Source organism: Kribbella sp. VKM Ac-2568, assembly GCF_004345365.1.
Classification (GTDB): domain Bacteria; phylum Actinomycetota; class Actinomycetes; order Propionibacteriales; family Kribbellaceae; genus Kribbella; species Kribbella orskensis.
This window is the reverse complement of sequence record NZ_SLVF01000017.1, coordinates 65,745-84,064: the sequence shown is the minus strand read 5'-3', so window position 1 is coordinate 84,064 and position 18,320 is coordinate 65,745. Positions and strand designations below refer to the sequence as shown.

The 18,320-nt window shown below is 69.5% G+C and carries 17 protein-coding genes; 8 read left to right on the top strand and 9 right to left on the bottom strand.

The annotated features are described in order from the left end of the window. Positions 1-83: 83 nt before the first annotated feature. Positions 84-920, bottom strand: coding sequence for a helix-turn-helix transcriptional regulator (locus EV648_RS37010; protein WP_132300223.1), 837 nt, complete (start codon positions 918-920; stop codon positions 84-86). 27 nt (positions 921-947) lie between these two features. Further along, positions 948-1,772, bottom strand: a complete 825-nt coding sequence (locus tag EV648_RS37005; protein WP_241995976.1) for a metalloregulator ArsR/SmtB family transcription factor — start codon at positions 1,770-1,772, stop codon at positions 948-950. 233 nt (positions 1,773-2,005) lie between these two features. Here EV648_RS37005 and EV648_RS37000 point away from each other — a divergent pair, with 233 nt between their 5' ends. The 5 genes from EV648_RS37000 to EV648_RS36980 all read left to right on the top strand — a co-directional run bounded on the left by EV648_RS37000 (position 2,006) and on the right by EV648_RS36980 (position 7,632). After that, positions 2,006-3,508 (top strand): SDR family oxidoreductase, encoded by a 1,503-nt coding sequence (locus EV648_RS37000; protein ID WP_132300221.1) that lies wholly within the window; start codon positions 2,006-2,008, stop codon positions 3,506-3,508. Positions 3,509-3,529: 21 nt separating this feature from the next. After that, positions 3,530-4,318: a GNAT family N-acetyltransferase gene (locus tag EV648_RS36995; RefSeq protein WP_132300219.1), complete on the top strand. Its 789-nt coding sequence runs from the start codon at positions 3,530-3,532 to the stop codon at positions 4,316-4,318. 28 nt (positions 4,319-4,346) lie between these two features. Beyond that, positions 4,347-5,123: an SDR family oxidoreductase gene (locus EV648_RS36990; RefSeq protein WP_241995975.1), complete on the top strand. Its 777-nt coding sequence runs from the start codon at positions 4,347-4,349 to the stop codon at positions 5,121-5,123. A 62-nt stretch (positions 5,124-5,185) separates the two neighbouring features. Further along, on the top strand, positions 5,186-5,890 hold the full coding sequence (locus EV648_RS36985; protein WP_132300217.1) for a MerR family transcriptional regulator: 705 nt from the start codon (positions 5,186-5,188) through the stop codon (positions 5,888-5,890). A 377-nt stretch (positions 5,891-6,267) separates the two neighbouring features. Next, positions 6,268-7,632, top strand: a complete 1,365-nt coding sequence (locus tag EV648_RS36980; RefSeq protein ID WP_158294174.1) for a CapA family protein — start codon at positions 6,268-6,270, stop codon at positions 7,630-7,632. A 13-nt stretch (positions 7,633-7,645) separates the two neighbouring features. Here the strand turns inward: EV648_RS36980 and EV648_RS44845 are convergent, their stop codons facing one another. Then, positions 7,646-8,614 (bottom strand): M28 family metallopeptidase, encoded by a 969-nt coding sequence (locus tag EV648_RS44845; RefSeq protein ID WP_132300213.1) that lies wholly within the window; start codon positions 8,612-8,614, stop codon positions 7,646-7,648. 131 nt (positions 8,615-8,745) lie between these two features. On the opposite strand from EV648_RS44845, the gene EV648_RS36970 reads away from it, so the two are divergent. Further along, complete coding sequence (locus tag EV648_RS36970; protein ID WP_132300211.1) at positions 8,746-10,530, top strand: M1 family metallopeptidase; 1,785 nt, start codon at positions 8,746-8,748, stop codon at positions 10,528-10,530. A 59-nt stretch (positions 10,531-10,589) separates the two neighbouring features. Further along, a complete protein-coding gene (locus EV648_RS36965) occupies positions 10,590-10,835 on the top strand; it encodes a hypothetical protein (protein ID WP_132300209.1) in 246 nt (81 codons plus the stop codon). Here the strand turns inward: EV648_RS36965 and EV648_RS36960 are convergent. After that, on the bottom strand, positions 10,780-11,712 hold the full coding sequence (locus EV648_RS36960) for a GNAT family N-acetyltransferase (RefSeq protein WP_132300207.1): 933 nt from the start codon (positions 11,710-11,712) through the stop codon (positions 10,780-10,782). The genes EV648_RS36965 and EV648_RS36960 overlap by 56 nt on opposite strands. A gap of 158 nt (positions 11,713-11,870) precedes the next feature. Between EV648_RS36960 and EV648_RS36955 the strand changes: the two genes are divergently transcribed. Further along, entirely contained in the window at positions 11,871-12,542 is a 672-nt protein-coding gene (locus EV648_RS36955) for a GntR family transcriptional regulator (protein WP_132300205.1), read from the top strand. A 70-nt stretch (positions 12,543-12,612) separates the two neighbouring features. On the opposite strand, the gene EV648_RS36950 is transcribed toward EV648_RS36955, so the two are convergent. Genes EV648_RS36950 through EV648_RS36930 form a run of 5 tightly spaced genes read right to left on the bottom strand, consistent with a single transcriptional unit; the run spans position 12,613 to position 18,284 of the window. Continuing rightward, a complete protein-coding gene (locus EV648_RS36950) occupies positions 12,613-14,385 on the bottom strand; it encodes a gamma-glutamyltransferase family protein (RefSeq protein WP_132300203.1) in 1,773 nt (590 codons plus the stop codon). After that, positions 14,382-15,467 carry an ABC transporter ATP-binding protein gene (locus EV648_RS36945; RefSeq protein ID WP_241995974.1) on the bottom strand — a complete coding sequence of 362 codons (1,086 nt, stop codon included), beginning with the start codon at positions 15,465-15,467 and terminating at the stop codon, positions 14,382-14,384. The genes EV648_RS36950 and EV648_RS36945 overlap by 4 nt, the downstream gene beginning before the upstream one ends. Beyond that, entirely contained in the window at positions 15,467-16,450 is a 984-nt protein-coding gene (locus tag EV648_RS36940) for an ABC transporter ATP-binding protein (protein ID WP_132300201.1), read from the bottom strand. The genes EV648_RS36945 and EV648_RS36940 overlap by 1 nt, the downstream gene beginning before the upstream one ends. Continuing rightward, positions 16,447-17,331 carry an ABC transporter permease gene (locus EV648_RS36935; RefSeq protein ID WP_132300199.1) on the bottom strand — a complete coding sequence of 295 codons (885 nt, stop codon included), beginning with the start codon at positions 17,329-17,331 and terminating at the stop codon, positions 16,447-16,449. Before EV648_RS36935 ends, EV648_RS36940 begins: the two co-directional genes overlap by 4 nt. Beyond that, positions 17,331-18,284, bottom strand: a complete 954-nt coding sequence (locus EV648_RS36930) for an ABC transporter permease (protein ID WP_132300197.1) — start codon at positions 18,282-18,284, stop codon at positions 17,331-17,333. Before EV648_RS36930 ends, EV648_RS36935 begins: the two co-directional genes overlap by 1 nt. Positions 18,285-18,320 lie beyond the last annotated feature (36 nt).

Below are 18,320 nucleotides of genomic sequence, written 5' to 3'. Positions count from 1 at the left end.
CACCCCCCCACCCCCGGTGACGTGCCTTCGCGGCAGTCCGAGCGGGGCGCCGCTGGCGTGTGCGCTACCAGCCGCCAAGGTGTCTACTCGACCGGTGCGGCCAGTGGGCTTATGCGGGTTGCCAGGGCTGCGAGGGCTTGGGCGGTAGGGGTGTTGGGAGTGGCGTGGAAGATGACCAGGGTCAGGCCTTCGGTGCCGGTGATGTCCAGCTTTTCAGCGTTCAGGTCGAGGGGACCTACGTCGGGGTGGTTGAGGCGGTTGATGCCGCCTCGGCGGGTGGCGATGTCGTGGCGGTTCCAGAGTTCGCGGAAGCGCTCGCTACCGGCGGAGAGTTCGTCGACCAGCTCCAGGAGATCGGGGTCGTCGACGTTCGGGCCGGCCAGGGATCGGAGACCGGCCACTCCGTCGGCGGTCAGCTGCTCCCACTCCCGGCGGAACTCCCGCTGGTCCGGGTCCAGAAAGACCGCCCGCAAGGGATTGCTGCCCGGCGCGTAGACCGGCGACAAGGCGACCGCGAGGGCGTTCGAGGCGAGGATGTTCCACAGACGGTCCTGCACATAAGCGGCTTCCGTCGTCCAACTGTTGATCAGTTGCAGCAGGCTGGCCGGGATCTCGTCGGCCTTCCTCGCCATTCCCTGACCGCTGGCGGGCTGAGCCAGCTGATGAAGATGCGCTGTGGCGTCCGCGGGCAGGCCAAGCACCCTGGCCAGGGAATCGAGCACCTGCGCCGACGGATGCTGGTCGCGCCCCTGCTCGAGACGCATGTAGTAGTCGCTGCTGATCCCGGCGAGGAGCGCCAGTTCTTCCCGCCGCAAGCCGTGCACCCGCCGCCGCCCACCCGGCGGCAACCCGACATCCGCTGGCTGAACGAGCTCCCGCCGAGCCCGCAGATACTCGCCGAGCCGATTCGCACTAGCCACCCGTTCAACCTAACCGACCACCCCGGGCTAGGGCGTGGTTGCGGGGGTGGGGTTGAGGGCGGGGGCGGTCTCGGTGAAGGACTTGAGGTCGGAGAGGAGGCGGGTCCAGCCGTCGGTGATCATCGCGCGGATCTCGCTGCCGGGTTCGAAGCCGGTGTGGATGACGGTGAGGCGAACCTGGTCGCCGTCCGGTTCGAGGTCGAAGCTGACCCGGGAGAGCGGCTCGCTGCTCGTCTTGGCCAGCAGTTCGTCACTCATCTCGACGGCCGCGGCGAACTCCGGGGTGATGGTGTGCCAGGTGAAGGCGAGCCGGCGGTACGGGTCATGCTCGAGGACCTTCTGGCCCGGGCCTGCCATGGTGACGTCGCCCAGCTTCCACGCCATCGGGGAGCCGACCTTCCAGTCGGTCTCGTGCTGAACACCCCAGTACTGCTGGGTGAACTCCGGGTCGGTGAGGGCCCTCCACAGGCGCTCCGGGGTCGTCTTGATGTAGGTCGTGTAGACGAAGTCGTTGTCGCTCACGGTTTCCTGCTCCAATGCTGTCTTCAGGTCGGCGAACAGATGCGCCCGCCGGCGGTCGTACTGGTTGATCCAGCGGTCGGCGATGGCGTTGATCGGCTCGGCGTTCAGGTAGTGCAACTTCTCCCGGCCGCGCCAGACGACGGTCACCAGGTTGGCGCCCTCGAGGACGGCCAGATGCTTGCTGACCGACTGCCGGGTGATGTCCAGATCGGCGCAGAGCTCCGTCAGCGTCTGCCCGTTCCGCTGGTTCAAGCGGTCCAGCAGGAGTCGCCGGCTGGGATCACCCAGCGCCCGGAACACCTCGTCATCCATCGCACTCCACTCATTCATGCAACCTTGTGGCTGCATGACCAACATAGGCAGCCGTGAGGTTGCATGTCAACGCCGGGCCGTAAGAAGTGTGGGAAACGAGGCGGGTGGGGCAGAGAAGGGCGGGCAGGGACGGGCGGGCGGGGACGGGCGGGCAAGGGACGGGCAGGAGAGGGCGGGCAGGGGATGGGCGTGCATAGGTTCCGGCGTGTTCCGCGTTGGTTTCCCCGGAGCGGGGGCACTGGAGCGGGTCTATGGACAACAAGCTGGTTCTGGTCACGGGTGTTACCGGGTACATCGGTGGGCGGCTGGTGCCCGAGCTCTTGAAGGCCGGCTACCGGGTGCGGGCGATGGCGAGGAATCCCCGGCGGCTGCAGGACCGCGACTGGTACGACGACGTCGAGGTGGTCGAGGCTGACGCGGGGGACCGGCATCAGCTGGACGCAGCCCTCGAAGGCGTGGACGTCGCCTACTACCTGATCCACGCCCTCGGCACCGGCAAGCGGTTCGAGTCGCGCGATCGGCATACTGCGATGACGTTCGGCGCGGCCGCGCGAGACGCCGGCGTCGGCCGGATCGTCTACCTCGGCGGGCTCTACCCCGCGGACGAGGAGTTGTCGCCGCACCTGGATTCCCGCCGCGAAGTCGGCGAGATCCTGCTCGCCTCCGGAGTGCCGACGACCGTGCTGCGTGCCGCGGTCATCCTGGGCTCGGGCTCGGCCTCGTTCGAGATGCTCCGCCACCTCACCGATCGCCTCCCGGTGATGGTGACTCCGCGCTGGCTCGGCACCCGCATCCAGCCGATCGCCGTACGGGATGTTCTGCATTACCTGGTGGGCAGCGCGTCGATGCCGCCCGAGGTCAACCGCGGCTTCGACATCGGCGGGCCGGACGTGCTGACGTATCGCGACATGATGCAGCGGTACGCCGCGGCTGCGAACCTCAAGCCCCGCCGGATCGCCACCCTGCCGCTGCTGACACCGTCGCTGTCCAGCCACTGGGTCGGACTGGTGACGCCAGTGCCGAGCAGCATCGCCCGCCCATTGGTGGACAGCCTCATCCACGAAGTGGTCTGCAAGGAACACGACATCGCCCAGTACGTCGCTGATCCCCAGCCCGGGTTGACCGGCTTCGACCGTGCCGTCGAGCTGGGCCTCAAGCGCGTGCAGGACCTCGACGTCACCACGACCTGGGCCTCCGCCGCGACGCCGGGAGCACCGAGCGACCCGTTCCCGAGCGATCCGGACTGGTCCGGCGGCTCGCTGTACGTCGATGAACGGGAGAGCGCTGTCTCCACGACTCCCGAGCGACTCTGGTCGGTGATCGAAGGGATCGGCGGCTGCAACGGTTGGTACTCGTGGCGCCTGGGTTGGTGGGCCAGGGGCGTGCTCGACCGGGTCTTCGGCGGACCCGGATTGCGCCGCGGCCGGCGGAATCCGAACGACCTGTCGGTCGGTGATCCGCTGGACTGGTGGCGGGTCGAGGAGATCGAGGATCTCAAGCTGCTCCGCCTGCGCGCCGAGATGCGCCTGCCCGGTCTGGCCTGGCTGGAGCTCATCGTCGACCAGGACGACGAGAAGCGCACGATCTTCCGGCAGAGAGCGCTCTTCCATCCGCACGGCCTGCCCGGGCATCTGTACTGGTGGGCGATCAAGCCGTTCCACGGCGTCATCTTCGGCGGCATGCAGCAGAACATCGCCGCGGCCGCCCAGCGCGTCGCGCCGCCGCTCTGGAAGCCGTCGCGCAAATCGCCTTGACGAGCACCTGACGATGGATGCGTGAACATCACCAGCCTCGGCTACCGGACCGACCTGATGCTCTTGCAGCTGAGCGGCAGCGAACTGACCGACAAGGGTGAGTACGTCGTCATCCGCACGCCGGCGAATCCGACCTTCTGGTGGGGCAACTACCTGCTGTACCGGACGCCGTTCGCGCCGGGTGCTCTGGGCGGCCGCCTGGAGGTCTTCCGGCAGGAGTTCCCGGAGGCGAAACATGGTGCCTTCGGCATCGACACCACCGACGGGCTGGTCGGCGCCGAGGAGGAACTGACGGCCGCGGGATTCGAGACGGACCGGAGCACGGTGATGACGGCGAAGCAGGTCAGGGAGCCGGCTCGCCCCAACGTCGATTCGCAGTACCGGTTCTTGAGCAGTGACGACGACTGGGAGCAGCTCGTCGGGCTGAGCCTGGCGGTCAACTCGATGGACCTCGAGGGGTACGAGGAGTTCAACCGGCGCAAGACCGAGGCGGAACGCAGTCTCGTCGAGGCCGGGCACGCGCAGTGGTTCGGCGCCTTCGACGGGGAGCGGTTGCGGGCGTCGCTCGGCCTCGTCTCCGACGGCTCGGGGGTTGGCCGCTTCCAGAATGTGCAGACCCATGAGGACTACCGGGGTCGCGGGATCGCCAGCACCCTGGTCCACCAGGCGTCGCGGTACGGGCTGGATGAGATGCGGGCGGACACGCTGGTGATGGTGGCGGACCCGGACTACCTGGCGATCCGGCTGTACCGCGCGCTCGGCTTCAGCGACAGCGAGGTCCAGGTCGGCCTGGGCAAGCGGCCGAGCTGACCAGTCGAGCCCATGGCAGGCTGAGCGCATGACTGAGGGTGTGAGTGAGCGGATGACTGGGACGGCGGCCAGGCGGGGGACCGCCTTGATCACTGGTGGGAGCCGGGGGATCGGCGCCGCGGCGGCGGTCGCGCTGGCCGAGGACGGCTGGGACGTCGGGGTGAACTACCGGACGCGTTCCGACGAAGCGGACCAGGTGGTCGCGGCTTGCGAGAAGCTCGGCCGGCGGGCGGTCGCAGTACAGGCCGATGTGGCAGAGGCGGACGACATCGAGCGGCTCTTCGACGCGGTGACCGCGGAGCTCGGGCAGATCGGTGCCGTGATCAACAATGCCGGCGTGGTGTCGCCCGCCGGCCGGGTCGCCGACTACGACGTCGCGCGGTTGGAGCAGGTGTTCCGGATCAACACGATCGGCGCGTTCCTGGTCGCGGGCGCGGCTGTACGGCGGATGTCGACCGAGCGCGGTGGGAACGGCGGGGTCATCATCAACGTGTCGTCCCGCGGGGCGGTGCTCGGGTCTGCCGGGGAGTACGTCGACTACGCGAGCAGCAAGGCCGCGGTGGACACCTTGACCGTCGGTCTGGCGAACGAGGTCGCGAAGGAAGGCATCCGGGTGCTCGGGATCAGGCCCGGGCTGATCGAGACGGACATCCACGAGGAAGGCCGACTGGAACGGATCGGCACGACCCCGCCGCTCGGACGTCCGGGCAAGGTCGAGGAGGTCGCGGCGCTGATCGCGTTCCTCGCCTCCGATCGCGCCTCCTACATGACAGGATCGATGGTCGACGTCGCCGGCGGCCGCTGAGCCGGTCGGTAGGGTCTCAACCGGTTCGTCAGAGTCCGAGGGCCGGTGAAGGGAGCTTCGTGGTGAGTCTGCGCCCCGTGGACCTGGCGAGGAAGGCGGGGCTGTCGACCCAGGCGGTCCGGAACTACGAGGCTGCGGGGATCCTGCCTGCTGCGCCGCGGACGGAGTCGGGGTATCGGCAGTACGACGACGACCATCTGCGGGCGTTGCTGACGTATCGCGGGCTGGCGCCGGGGTTCGGGGGTGAGGTGTCGACCGCGATCATGCGGGCCGCACACGAGGGGGATGAATCGACCGCGCTCCGGCTCATCGATGCGAGCCACGCCGGCTTGCACGAGCAGAGGCTTGCTACGGATGCGGCGAGTGAGGCGTTGGGAGCGGCTGCGGAGGAGTTCCTGGACGAGCCTCGGGCGGCGCCGGGGCCGGCGTTGCTCGTCGGTGAACTCGCTGCGCAGCTTGGTGTGAAGACCTCGACGCTGCGGGTGTGGGAGGCGGCTGAGTTGTTGTCGCCGGAGCGGGAGGCCGGTACGAAGTACAGGCGGTACGGGCCGTTGCAGGTGCGGGACGCGCGGATCATCAACATGCTGCGGCAGGGGCGGTACGGCTTCGAGCAGATCCGTCCGGTGCTGGAAGGTTTGCGCCGGACCGGGAGCACCGAGGCATTGCGGGCGGCCGTGGCCGAGCGTCGCGCCGCCCACGACCGCCGCGGCCGAGCGATGCTGCACGGAGCCGCGCTGCTGCACGACTTCCTGGCGAGGCACGGCTAGCTGAACACGGCTGGCTGGACGGGAACCCCAACGGGTGCTGGCGGATGGTCAGGACGGTATGGCCAGGTGGGTGGGTTGGGTGCGGCCGCGGACGGTGACCTGGTCGCCGGGCTTCCAGTGGGCGGCTTCGGCCGGAGCGGCTTCGTTGGTCGTCGCTCCGGTCCGGGCGGGTGGCGGAGACGTCCTGCTCGATCAGGGCCAGGAGAGCGGTCAGCATGAGGCCGAGGACGGGTACGCCCGAGTCGACGGCCCAGAAGAACACCGTGCGCGCCTTCAGACCGGCTGCCAGCAGACGCTTCGGAGGCGGTTGGGGCGAGATGGGGCCTGGTGGGGCGATTACCTTGGTTGGGGTGGTGGGTCGGAGTCGATTGAGCGTGGTGGCTGTCCCGATGCTGGTCGCGGCCTGTTCATCGGTGCTCGCCGCCTGCTCGTCCACGGACTCGAGTACTGCGCCGCCCACCAAGCCACCGGATTCGGCGCCCCTTGCCACGGTCTCGCCGTCGCCGAGCGGGAGTGCTGGACGGCCGACGACGGCCGGTCAGACCGAGCCGCTCGTCCTGGCGGTGAATGCGACGCGGGCGGCTCAGGACGTGGATTTGGCTGCTGCCCGCGCTCTCGCCTCAGGTGCCAGGTCGTGGCGGGGATTCCAGGTGGTCAGTTCGCTCCGCCTGGTGGAGCACAATCCCAACGCCCTCGCGTTGGCTCCGGCATCGAAGGTCGGCCCAAGCGTCCGAGCCCTGACGGTGGCTGGAGTCGACCCCTTCAGCGCCCCCGACCGCTATGCACTCCGTACTGCGGGCCCGACTCCCGCTGCTGAGGTCATCGATCTGACCGTCGGTGGTGACGTCATGCTGGGCCGACGGGTGGCGACTGCGGCGGCGCGGACCGGCGACGTCTCCAGACCGCTTCGCGCGATCGGCCCTCGCCTGGCCGCCGCGGATCTCACCGTGGTGAACCTCGAGAGCACGCTCTCCCGAGCAGGCGCACCACAACAGGGTGGCGATTCCTTCGCCGCTCCGCCCGGCGTGACGGCCGGGCTGCGTGCCGTCGGCGTCGACGTCCTGTCGCTGGCGAACAACCACACCGGCGACTTCGAGAACCAGGCTCTGCTCGACACGGTTCAGCGGGTCCGGGCGAGCGGCATCCAGCCGGTAGGTGCCGGACGCAACCTTTCCGAGGCCGGCCGCCCGGTCGTCGTGACCCGGAGCGGCGTGCGCTTCGGCTTCCTGGCCTTCAATGCCATCGGCGAGACTCCCCGCGCGACGGCGACGGCACCGGGTGCGTTCTCGGTACGGATGCCGCCGCGGACAGGGCCGCTCAACCAGGCGGATCTGGGTGTTCTCACCCGCCAGATCAAGGCGCTGCGAGCCGCGTCCGACGTCGTCGTCGTGCTGCCGCACTGGGGCCAGCAGTACACGCACAAGCCCGTCCCTGCCCAGCGCATTGTCGCCACGGCCCTCACCAAGGCCGGTGCCGACCTGGTGATCGGCGGCCACCCGCACTGGGTGCAGGCAGTCGAGTACCCGCCGAACAAGCTGATCGCGCACTCGCTGGGCAACCTGGTCTTCGACATGGACTTCTCCCAGCAGACCCAGGAAGGCGTTCTGCTCGAGCTCACCTACTGGGGCAAGACCCTCAAGGCCGCCCGCCTCACGCCGTACGTGATTGGTGCCGACTTCAGCCCGCGCATCGTCAGCGGAACCCGTGCAGAGCAAATCCTGGCCGACATCCGCAACGCCTGACTCTCACGCCTGGCTAGCTCTGCAGCCAGGCGGCGAGCACTCGGCCAATCCGGCCGAGCTGAGCAGCCTGTACTACGGGCGGCAGGTCCCGGGCGCTGTGGTACTCCGCGTACGGGGTGCTGCCCAACCTCACGCCAGGCATGCCCGCGCGGACGAACGACCAGTGGTCACTGGATCTGTTGACGCAGGAGCGGGTCGGCACCCGGGCTCGGGCGGCCGCCGCACGCAACTCCCGCTGCAGCGTCACCTGCCCAGCGGTCGCCGTACACATCGGTACCACCGAGCCCACGCCTACTCGGTCGAGCGAGACCATGCCGCGCAGTGCCCTCCGTTGGGCAGCGGGCAGGGACGCGACATAGGCGCGTGAGCCGTAGTGGTGCCGGTTGTCGCCGTCGCCGCGTGGTTCCTCGGCTCCGAAGGCGATGAACACCGTGGGCGGCTTCGGCGCGGGCAGGCTTTCCGCAGTACCGAGGAGGACCGCGATACCAGAGGCGTTGTCTTCTGCGCCCGGTGCCTGGGGCACGGTGTCCAGGTGAGCGCCGACGATCCGATGTGGCGCGGACCGGTCGAAGCCGGGCTTGGTGGCGATCAGGTTCCAGGTGGTGCCGGCTCGGACGGGAACACCCCAGGAGTTACCTGCAGGAACCTGCAATGCCTGCCGCTTGACCTGATAGCCGGCGGCCTCGAACCTGGTTTCCAACCAGGCGAGCGCCCGGCGGTACTCAGTGCTGGTGGCTTCTCGTGGGCCCAGTTCGCCGGCGAGGTAGCGGACGGTTGCCGTGGCGGCAGCGGCGTCGAAGGCCCGTGGGGGTGGGCTTGAGGTTGGCGTCCCGCCAGGTGTTGTAGGCGGACCACTCGAAGGCGGGGGAGCAGCAGTCGGGCTGGAAGTGGTCGGGCTGGGGGCAGGAGTGGAGGTGCTGCTGTCACAAGCGGCTGTTGCCAGCGCCAGCAGCACGGCCAGCGACAGTCCGGCGGCCCGCATGGCTCCATGGTGCCGGGCGGGCCAAAGGGTGAACCGGTTTGGCACGGTGCTGCCCGTGGCTCTAATCGGCCGCGTTATCGACCGATTCGCTGGGTAGTGTCCTGCGAACGACCTCATCCTCGGGAGCTTCTGTGACGCACGACCGCCACTCCTACGCCGAACCGGCGCTGGTCCGTACCACCCACCTCGAGCTCGAGCTCGACCTGGACTTCTCCGCCAAGGTGCTGGCGGGTACGGCCACCCATACGCTCGCCTGGAGTGGCCCGGGCGACCGCCTGGTGCTGGACACCCGGGACCTCACCGTGCTGGCCGTGGAAGGCGCAGTGGAGGGTGCCGTGGACGGCGACTGGGAGCCGTTGGAGTACAGCCTCTCCGTGCCGGACGAAGAGCTCGGCTCGGCGCTGACCATCCGCACGCGGCAACACGAGCGGGTGCGGGTCAGCTACCGGACCGCTCCGACCGCGACCGGCCTGCAGTGGCTGGAGCCGTCCATGACCGCGGGTGGCGTGCTGCCGTTCATGTTCAGCCAGTCGCAGGCGATCCACGCGCGGAGCTGGGTGCCGGTGCAGGACACCCCGAGCGTGCGCTTCAGCTACGCCGCCCACGTGACTGCTCCCCCCGAGCTGATGGTGCTGATGAGCGCCGAGAACGGCACCACCTCCCGGCGTACCGGCTCGTACGACGTAGTGATGCCCGAGCCGATCCCGTCGTACCTGCTGGCCATTGCGGCCGGTGATCTCGTCTTCGAGCGGATCGGCGACCGGTCGGGAGTCTGGGCCGAGCCGGAGATGGCCAAGAGGGCTGCTGCCGAGTTCGCCGACACCGAGCAGATGATGCGGGTGACCGAGGCGCTGTTCGGCCCGTACCGCTGGGGCCGCTACGACATCCTGGTGCTGCCGCCGTCCTTCCCGTACGGCGGGATGGAGAACCCGCGGATGACGTTCGCCACCCCGACCGTGGTGATCGGCGACAAGTCGCTGGTCAACGTGGTCGCGCACGAGCTGGCGCACAGCTGGTCGGGCAACCTGGTGACGCAGGACAGCTGGGACGACATCTGGCTGAACGAGGGCTTCACCTCCTACGTCGAGAACCGGATCGTGGAGGCGGTCTACGGCACCGAGCTGGCCGTGATGGAGACCGCCATCAAGCAGCACTCGACCGTGACCAAGCTGGACCCGCTCTCCCTCGCGGAGCAGGCGGTGGAGCTGCCGGGCCTCAACCACGGCACGGAGTACCACGGGAACAGTGGGCTCGGTCCGCTCAAGGGCGCGTGGTTCCTGTCCTGGCTGGAGGAGCGGTTCACCCGCGAGGTGTTCGACCCGTTCCTGCGCGGGTACTTCGACCGGTTCGCCTTCCGGAGCATCAACTCGGAGGACTTCGCCGGACACCTGCAGGAGCAGCTGCTCGACCGCCATCCCGGAGTGGTGACGGCCGAGGAGGTCGCTGCCTGGCTGGACCAGCCGGGGATCCCGCAATTCGCGGAGCGGGCGGACTCGGCCCGCTTCCAGCTGGTCGACGAGCTCCGCCGGCGCTGGCTGACCACTGGTGAGCTGCCGGCCGGGGCGAAGCAGTGGACCACGCAGGAGTGGCTGCGCTTCCTGGACGCGGCACCGGATGTGCTGACGGCCGAGCAACTGCAGCAGCTCGACCGGGAGTTCGGACTCACCGGTACTGCGAACGGCGAGATCGCCCGCCGCTGGTACTCCCTAGTTGCCGCCAGCTCGTACACCCCGGCATACGAGGAACTCGCGAGCTTCCTGACCCGAGTAGGCCGCATGAAGCTCGTACTACCCGTCTACCGCGCCCTGGCAGACACCCCCGACGGCAAGGACTTCGCCCTCCAGGTCTTCACAGCAGCCCGCCCGGGCTACCACCCGATCACCATCGCCGCAGTACAGAAGATCCTCGGCACCTGAGGTAGCTCATGCCGAGCATCTGCCCTACCCTGGTGGCCGGTTGATTTCTGTTGCCGTCGATGGCCCGGGGCACGTTGTTGCGCACCTGCGACGCGGTCGGCGCCTGCCTCGCAGTACCGAAGCTGCCGTGGGTCCCCGAAGCTCTGGCACGTGGCAACACGCTGAAGCGCCGGACCTGTGTGCCGGCGGAGGCGCTCGATCAGCTTGATGTCGTGGTGGAGATCCCGATGATCGGCACCGGTGCCAGTCTTAACGTGGCGGTGGCGGGGTCGCCGGTGCTGTACCGGCTGGCGGGGTTGCTGTGAGCGGTAGGCGGTAGCGGTGGACGTGGTGGGTGGTGCGGTAGCCGAGCGAGTTGTTGAGGTGGCGCATGGCGGTGTTGGTGTCGGCCATGTCCGTTAGTAGGCCGGCTAGGTCGGGGTAGTGGTCGCGGGCCTGGCGGATCGATTCGGCCTTGATCCAGCGGGCCAGGCCGTGTCCCCGGTGCTCGGGCAGTACTGCGGTGCCGTAGTGCTGCGCGTCGCCTTTGCCGGCGCCGGGGACGACCAGTTCGGTGAAGCCCACGATCCGGCCGGTTGCCTCTTCGACCGCGGCCACTGTCCACAGGTGGTCGCCGCGCTCTTCGACAACGCGCGCGACGTACCGGGTCCGCTCGACGTCCCAGGTCTCGGTGCCGTAGTCGATGTCCCCGACGGGCGCGTCGTCCATCCCGGACCGTGCCTGCGCGAAGGTCTCCGCGAGCCGGTCGGGGACCACGCCGAGCCACGACTCGAGCCGGTACCCGGGGTGATCCGCCTCGAGCGCGGACGCCAGTACTTCGTCGTCGATCCCGGCGACGGGCAGCCTCGCGAAGTAAAGGGTGAGTCCGACGGTGAAGCCGTGGCTCGCCAGGAAGTGGTCACCCGGAGTACCGGCGGTGGCGTCCGCGAGGACGATGCGGGCGTCGTTGTCCCGGGCTGCCTCGGTCGCGGCGGCGAGCAGCCGGGAGCAGATGCCCTTGCGGCGCTCGGCCGGGTGGACCGCCAGTTCGAGCTCGGTCAGGTGCTCCTGGGTCGCCTTGCTGATCAGCCGGAGGTACGCCGAGCCGACCGGGTTGCCGTCGGCGTCCGAGGCGAGCCAGGCGATCCGTCGGCTGAACGGCCGGTAGTCGGGATCGGTCAGCGGCGTGAGGTGGATGGACAAGCCCGCAACGTAGCCAACCCGGTCCGATCCGGGCAAGCGGGTTTCCGTCGATCGCGGTTCCGCGGCCGGGTAGTGTGCTGCGGAACCGTGCGGCGGTACTGCGGTCCAGCGGTACCCGCGGGGTGCGGGGGCAGGTTCAGGTGAGAGGGGAGCTCGGGGTGGATCAGCAGTACGGGGGAGACCAGGCGCGGACGATCGGTGGTGACCACCTGGCGCTGCGGGATCAGGTCCTCAGTGAGCTGCGGCGGCGCATCGTCGACGGGGACTACGCGCAGGGTGAACGGCTGACGGAGAACAGGCTGGCCGAGGACTTCGGCGTATCCCGCAACCCGGTGCGCGAGGCGCTGCGGGTGGTGGAGACCGAGGGGTTCGTGCAGATCCTGCCGCGCCGGGGCGCGGTGGTCGCGACCCTGGACGAGACGGCGATCCGGGATCTGTTCGCCGTGCGGCAGCAGTTGGAGACACTGGCGGCCGGGCTGGCTGCCGAGCGGGCCACTGAGCAGGACGTCGCCCGCTTGCGTCGGTTGCTCGAGGAAGCCAGCGCGGCGACCGAGGCCAAGGACTTCGATCAGGTGGCCGAGCTGAACAGCGCACTCCACCTGGCCGTGATCGAGATCAGCGGCAACCGCTGGCTCGCGTCGCTGTCCGCCGCGATGTACCACCACGTGCACTGGGTGTTCCGGCTCGGTGCGGCCCAGCGGGCGCCGCACTCCTGGGAGGAGCACATCCGCGTGGTCGACGCGATCGCCGCCGGCGACAGAGAAGCCGCGGCCGAGGCGGCCCGCCTCCACGTAGAGGCAGCCGCCACAGCCGCACTGCACTCGGACTGACCGTCAGCAGGCGGCCGCTCGGACTGTCGGCCAGCAGGCGGCCGCCTGAGGCGACCGCCTGACGTGATCGCTAGCGGCCGGTGGCGTAGCCCTGCATGCCCCGAGGGTTAGCGCCCGCGGCGAGTACGCCATCCGCCTCGCGGCTGACCGCGCAGAGCCGGCCGAGGCTCCAGGGATCCGCCTCGGTCACCACATGCCCACGGCGTACCAGGTCGTCCCGTACTGCGGTCCCCAGGCGGCTCTCCATCACCAGGCTGCCGGGCTCGACCGCCCGCGGGTAGAACGACGACGGGAAGCCCGTGGTGTGCCAGGCGGGTGCGTCGATCGCCTCCTGCAGGTCCTGCCCGCCGACAAGGTTCCGCAGCAGGAAGAGCAGTTGCCACTGGTCCTGCTGGTCGCCACCCGGTGAACCACACGCGAGCACCGGCGCACCGTCGCGCAGTACCAGCGTCGGCGTCAGCGTGGTCCGCGGCCGCCGCCCCGGCGCCAGCGACGACGCGAGCCCTTCCTCCAGCCAGAACATCTGCAACCGGCTGCCGAGACAGAACCCGAGCTCCGGGATCGTCGGGGACGACTGCAACCAGCCACCGCTCGGGGTCGCGGAGATGACGTTGCCCCACTGATCCATGACGTCGACGTGGCAGGTGTCGCCGCGGGTCACGCCGTCGGACGACACCGTCGGCTCACCGGTCGTCGCGTCGCCCTGGTTGTTGCCAGAGGCAATGGATGCCAGGTGCGGCTGCCGCCCGTCCGGGCTGCCGGGACGCAGTTCGAAGGTGGCGTCCGGACCGATCAGGCGAGCCCGCTGAGCGGCGTACGCGGGGGAGAGCAGGGTCTTCAGCGGCACGTCCGCGCCGTCGCCGTACCAGGCCTCGCGGTCGGCGTACGAGAGCTTCGTGACCTCCGTGGTCGTGTGGACCGCCTCAGCGCTGGTGAGGTCCAGGGAGGCGGGATCACCGAGCTCGGCCAGCACGGCCAGCGACTGGAGCAGCGCCGGGCCCTGGCCCCACGGACCGGTCTTGGCGACGGTGTGACCTTGCCAGTCGAGAGTCGCGGGCTCCTCCCAGCTCGCCTGGAACGACGCCATGTCGTCACCGGTGATCAGGCCGGCGTGGTCCTCGCCACTGGAGTCCCGATGCGGCAGCCGCGCGAACTTGTCGACCGCCTCGGCGACGAAGCCCTCCCGCCAGGTGGTGCGAGCCCGCTCGACCTGCGCGACCCGATCCGGCCCGGCTCCTTCGGCCGTGGTCAGGATCCGCTCGAGCGTGTCGGCGTACGCCGGGTTGCGGAACAGCTTGTTGGCGCTCGGCGGCGTGCCTCCCTGCAGCCAGAGCTCGGCAGAGGTCTGCCAGTGATCGGTGAACAGGTCCTGGACGGTCCGGACCGTGTCGCCGACGCGTGCTACGAGCGGGTGGCCGTTGCGTGCGTAGCCGATCGCAGGCTCCAGCACAGTCCGCAGCGCCAGGCTGCCGTGGTCACGCAGCAGCAACAACCACGCGTCGACAGCGCCCGGTACTGCGGCCGCAAGCGGCCCGGAGCCCGGGATGAGCGACAGCCCGAGGGAGCGGAAGTGCTCGATCGTGGCACCGGCGGGAGCGACTCCCTGGCCGGCCAGCACGCGCGGCGTCGGGTCGGCCGCTGTCGCGATGATCGCCGGGACCTCGCCGCCCGGGCCGTTCAGGTGCGGCTCGACCACGTGCAGCACGAACCCCGCGGTGGCCGCGGCGTCGAAGGCGTTGCCCCCGAGCTCGAGGATCCGCATCGCCGACTGGGACGCGAGCCAGTGCGTGGACGACACCATCCCGAACGTGCCGCGCAGGGTAGGCCGGGTCGTGAAGGTCATCGAGCAGCTCCTCTTGCCGTGGTCACTTCAGTGGCTCCATCGGACTTCGGTTCTGGGGTTGTCGTATCGGTCAGAGAGGCAGTGGCAGTGGGTAGGTCACGGACGTCCGGGCCGGTGCCGTCATCGTTCACCAGGTGGCAGGCGACGCGGTGTCCGCCCTCGCCGATCACGCGGGACTCCGGCACCTCCGTCTTGCAGCGCTCCACAGCTACCGGGCAGCGGGTGTGGAACCGGCAGCCGGGCGGCGGGTCGATGGCCGACGGCAGGTCGTCACCGAGCAGTACCGGTCGCCTGGAGCGTTGCGTTGACGGATCCGGCACCGGCGCCGCCGAGAGCAACGCCTGCGTGTAGGGATGAGCCGGTACTCCGAAGATTCGCTCGCGCGGGCCTTGCTCGACCAGCTGGCCCAGGTACATCACCGCGACCTCATCGGCCAGGTACTCGACGGCCGACAGGTCATGGGTGATGAACAGGCAGGCGAAGCCGAGGTCCCGCTGCAGATCTGCCAGCAGGTTGAGCACGGACGCCTGCACGGACACGTCGAGCGCACTGGTCGGCTCGTCCGCGACCAGGAGTCGTGGTGACGAGATCAGCGCCCGGGCGATGCTGACTCGTTGCCGTTGGCCACCGGACAGCTCGTGCGGCGACCGCTGGGCCACCTCCGGGCGCAGGCCCACCCGGCGCAGCGATTCGGCCACTGCCGACGAGATGTCCCGCTGCTCGGCGGGAAGGTCGCCGCGACGGCGCATCAGCCGCAGTGGTTCGCCAACGATGTCGCCCACGGTCAAGCGTGGGTCCAGCGATCCGGCCGGGTCCTGGAAGACGATGGACACGTCCCGACGGTGTGGACGCAGCCTGCGGCGATTGAGGTGGGTGATGTCGGCATCCGCGAGGCGGACTGTGCCTTCGGTCGGTTCCAGCAGTCGCACGATGCAGCGGCCGACAGTGGACTTGCCTGAGCCACTCTCGCCGACCAGCGCGACCACCGAGCCCTTGGGGATCTGCAGCGAGACGCCGTCGACGGCACGGACCGCGCCGAAGTGCATGACGAGGTTCTCGAGCTCGAGCGCGTACTCGGTCATCAGACCTCCACCGGTTGTCGCACGGGATTCCAGCAGGCCACTCGGTGACTCCCCGATTCCAGAGCGGGTTGCTTCGCAGAACAGGTGTCCAGCGCTTGGGGGCAGCGGTCGGCGAACGTGCAGGCGTCAGGTTGTGAGGCCAGCACCGGCACCAGGCCGGGGATCTCGTTGAGCCGGTGGGTGCCCGCGTGCCTGCCCGCTGAAGGCGAGGCGGCCAGCAACCCGGACGTGTAGGGATGCTGGGGCCGGGCGAACAACTCGTGGACGTCGGCCGTCTCCACCACGCGACCGGCGTACATCACCGCCACCCGGTCGGCCAGGTCGGCGACCACGCCGAGGTCGTGGGTGATCAGTACGACGCTGGTGCCGAGCCGCTCGCGCAGCGCCCGCAGTACGTCGAGGATGCCGGCCTGGATCGTCACGTCGAGCGCGGTGGTCGGCTCGTCGGCGATGAGCACCTTCGGGTCGCAGGCGACGGCCATGGCGATCATCACGCGCTGCCGCATCCCGCCCGAGAGTTGGTGCGGGTAGTCGTCGACCCGTCGCTCGGCCGACGGGATGCCGACCAGCTTGAGGAGTTCGACGGCCCGCCTGCGCGCTGCCTGACGGGACAGGCCGATGTGGACCTGCAGTACCTCGCCGATCTGGCGGCCGACGGTGAAGACGGGGTTCAGGGAGGTCATCGGCTCCTGGAAGATGTACGCCACCTCGCGGCCGCGGATCGACCGCAGTGTGCGTTTGTCCGCGCCGATGAGCTCGACTCCGTCCAGCTGGACAGAGCCGTCGACAGTGGCCGAGCGGGGGAGGAGGCCGGCCAGGCTCATCGCGGTGACGCTCTTGCCGCAGCCGGACTCGCCGACTACTGCCAGCACCTCGCCGTCGCCTACCTCCAGGCTCACCCGATCCACCGCCGACAGGGGTCCGTCCTCGGTCCGGAACGTGACCGAGAGGTCGGTGACCTTCAGTACCGGTCCGCTGGTCATCGGCGGCTCGCTTTCGGGTCGAGGGCGTCGCGCAGGCTGTCGCCGACGATGTTGAAGGCCAGGGTCAGCAGCATGATCGCCAGACCCGGCATGACGGCGGCCCAGGGTGCGCGGGCAGCGAACTGCTGTGCGTCGGACAGCATCGTGCCGAGGCTGGGCGCGGGTGGCTGGATGCCGAGGCCGAGGAACGACAGCACGGCCTCACCCAGGATCGCCGCCGGGATGGCGACGGTCGCCTGCACGATGATCACCGAGGCCGCGTTCGGCAGGATGTGCCGGCCGAGCACCCAGGGATCACCGGCGCCCTCGACGATCGCGGCCGAGACGAAGTCGAGCGACTTCAGCCGCAACGTCTCCGAGCGGACGATCCGGATCACGCCGGGGATCTGCGCGATGCCGATCGCGATCGCCGCGTTGCCGAGGCTCGCGCCGCGGATCGCGGCCAGCCCGACCGCGAGGATCAGGAACGGGAACGCCAGCACCAGGTCGGTGAATCGCGAGATCAGCGCGTCGATCGCGCGGAAGTATCCGGCCATCAGCCCGAGCGGTATGCCGACCACCAGCGAGGTGGCCACCGCGAGCAACCCGACGTGCAGGGACGCCCGGAGGCCGAACATGATCCGCGACAGGACATCGCGGCCCAGGTCGTCGGTGCCGAGCAGATACCCCGGCGTGCCGGGTGGCGCGAACGCCAGGTCCAGGTGGGTCTCGGTCGGCTCGTGCGGCGCGATCCAGGGGGCGAACACCGCCAGCAGAACCGCTATCCCGAGTACGACGAGACCGGTGATCGCCAGCGGGTTGCGCAGCATCCGGCGGAGCACCTTGCGCCGGCGTGAGGCCAGCGGCATGCCGGCGGTGACAGTGACGTCTGCGATGGCCATCAGACCTCACCTCGCACGCGGATCCGCGGATCGATCACCGAGTAGAGCAGGTCCACCAGCAGATTGATCATGATGTACGCCGTGGCGGTGACCAGCACGACCGCCTGGATCACCGGGTAGTCCCGCTGGAACACCGCGTCGACCGTGAGCTTGCCGAACCCCGGCAGCGCGAAGATCCGCTCGGTCACGACGGCCCCGGAGATCAGGGCGCCGAGTTGCAGACCGACGATCGTGATCACCACGATCAGGCTGTTCCGCAACGCGTGCCGGCCGATCACCGCGCTCGACGGCAGTCCCTTGGCCTCTGCGGTCCGGATGTAGTCCGCGGAGAGCGCGTCCAGCATCGAGGACCGGGTCTGGCGCATGATCACCGCGGCCAGACCCGTGCCGAGGATCAGCGCCGGGAGAACCAGGTGGTGCAGGTTGGCGATCGGATCGGTGAAGAACGGCACGAAGCCCGAGGCCGGGAACAGGCCCAGCGCCACCGACAGGTAGAGGATCGCCATCAGGCCGAGCCAGAAGTTCGGCACGGACAGCCCGAGCAGCGCCAGGGCGTTGGCAGCCCACTCGGCCGGGCGGCCCCGGCGGACGGCAGCGACAACGCCGGCGCCGACCCCGAGCACGCTGGCGACCAGGATCGCCAGCGCGGACAACTCCATCGTCACCGGGAGCGCGCTCTTGAGCATCGAGACAACGCTCTCACCCGTTCTGATCGACACCCCGAGGTCACCCCGGAGGGCGTGGCTGACGAACTGCCAGAACTGCACGATCAGCGAGTCGTCCAGCCCGTACTGCTCGCGGATCGCGCGCAGCGACTCCGGATCGCGGTCCTCCCCGGCCAGCGCGAGCGCCGGGTCGCCGGGCAGCGCCCGGACCCCGAGGAAGACCACGATCGTTGCCAGCAGCAACGTGACGAGCGACTGCCAGAGCCGGCCGAGCAGGTAGCGATTCATGGCGCTCCCTGCCGTCGGTCAGCCGAGCTGTGTGCC

Bases quoted from the DNA above. Each gene is read 5' to 3' on its own strand.
- EV648_RS37005 (WP_241995976.1), bottom strand. From the start codon at position 1,772: ATGAATGAGTGGAGTGCGATGGATGACGAGGTGTTCCGGGCGCTGGGT.
- EV648_RS37000 (WP_132300221.1), top strand. From the start codon at position 2,006: ATGGACAACAAGCTGGTTCTGGTCACGGGTGTTACCGGGTACATCGGT.
- EV648_RS36990 (WP_241995975.1), top strand. From the start codon at position 4,347: ATGACTGAGGGTGTGAGTGAGCGGATGACTGGGACGGCGGCCAGGCGG.
- EV648_RS44845 (WP_132300213.1), bottom strand. From the start codon at position 8,614: ATGCGGGCCGCCGGACTGTCGCTGGCCGTGCTGCTGGCGCTGGCAACA.
- EV648_RS36965 (WP_132300209.1), top strand. From the start codon at position 10,590: ATGGCCCGGGGCACGTTGTTGCGCACCTGCGACGCGGTCGGCGCCTGC.
- EV648_RS36950 (WP_132300203.1), bottom strand. From the start codon at position 14,385: ATGACCTTCACGACCCGGCCTACCCTGCGCGGCACGTTCGGGATGGTG.
- EV648_RS36945 (WP_241995974.1), bottom strand. From the start codon at position 15,467: ATGACCGAGTACGCGCTCGAGCTCGAGAACCTCGTCATGCACTTCGGC.
- EV648_RS36940 (WP_132300201.1), bottom strand. From the start codon at position 16,450: ATGACCAGCGGACCGGTACTGAAGGTCACCGACCTCTCGGTCACGTTC.
- EV648_RS36935 (WP_132300199.1), bottom strand. From the start codon at position 17,331: ATGGCCATCGCAGACGTCACTGTCACCGCCGGCATGCCGCTGGCCTCA.
- EV648_RS36930 (WP_132300197.1), bottom strand. From the start codon at position 18,284: ATGAATCGCTACCTGCTCGGCCGGCTCTGGCAGTCGCTCGTCACGTTG.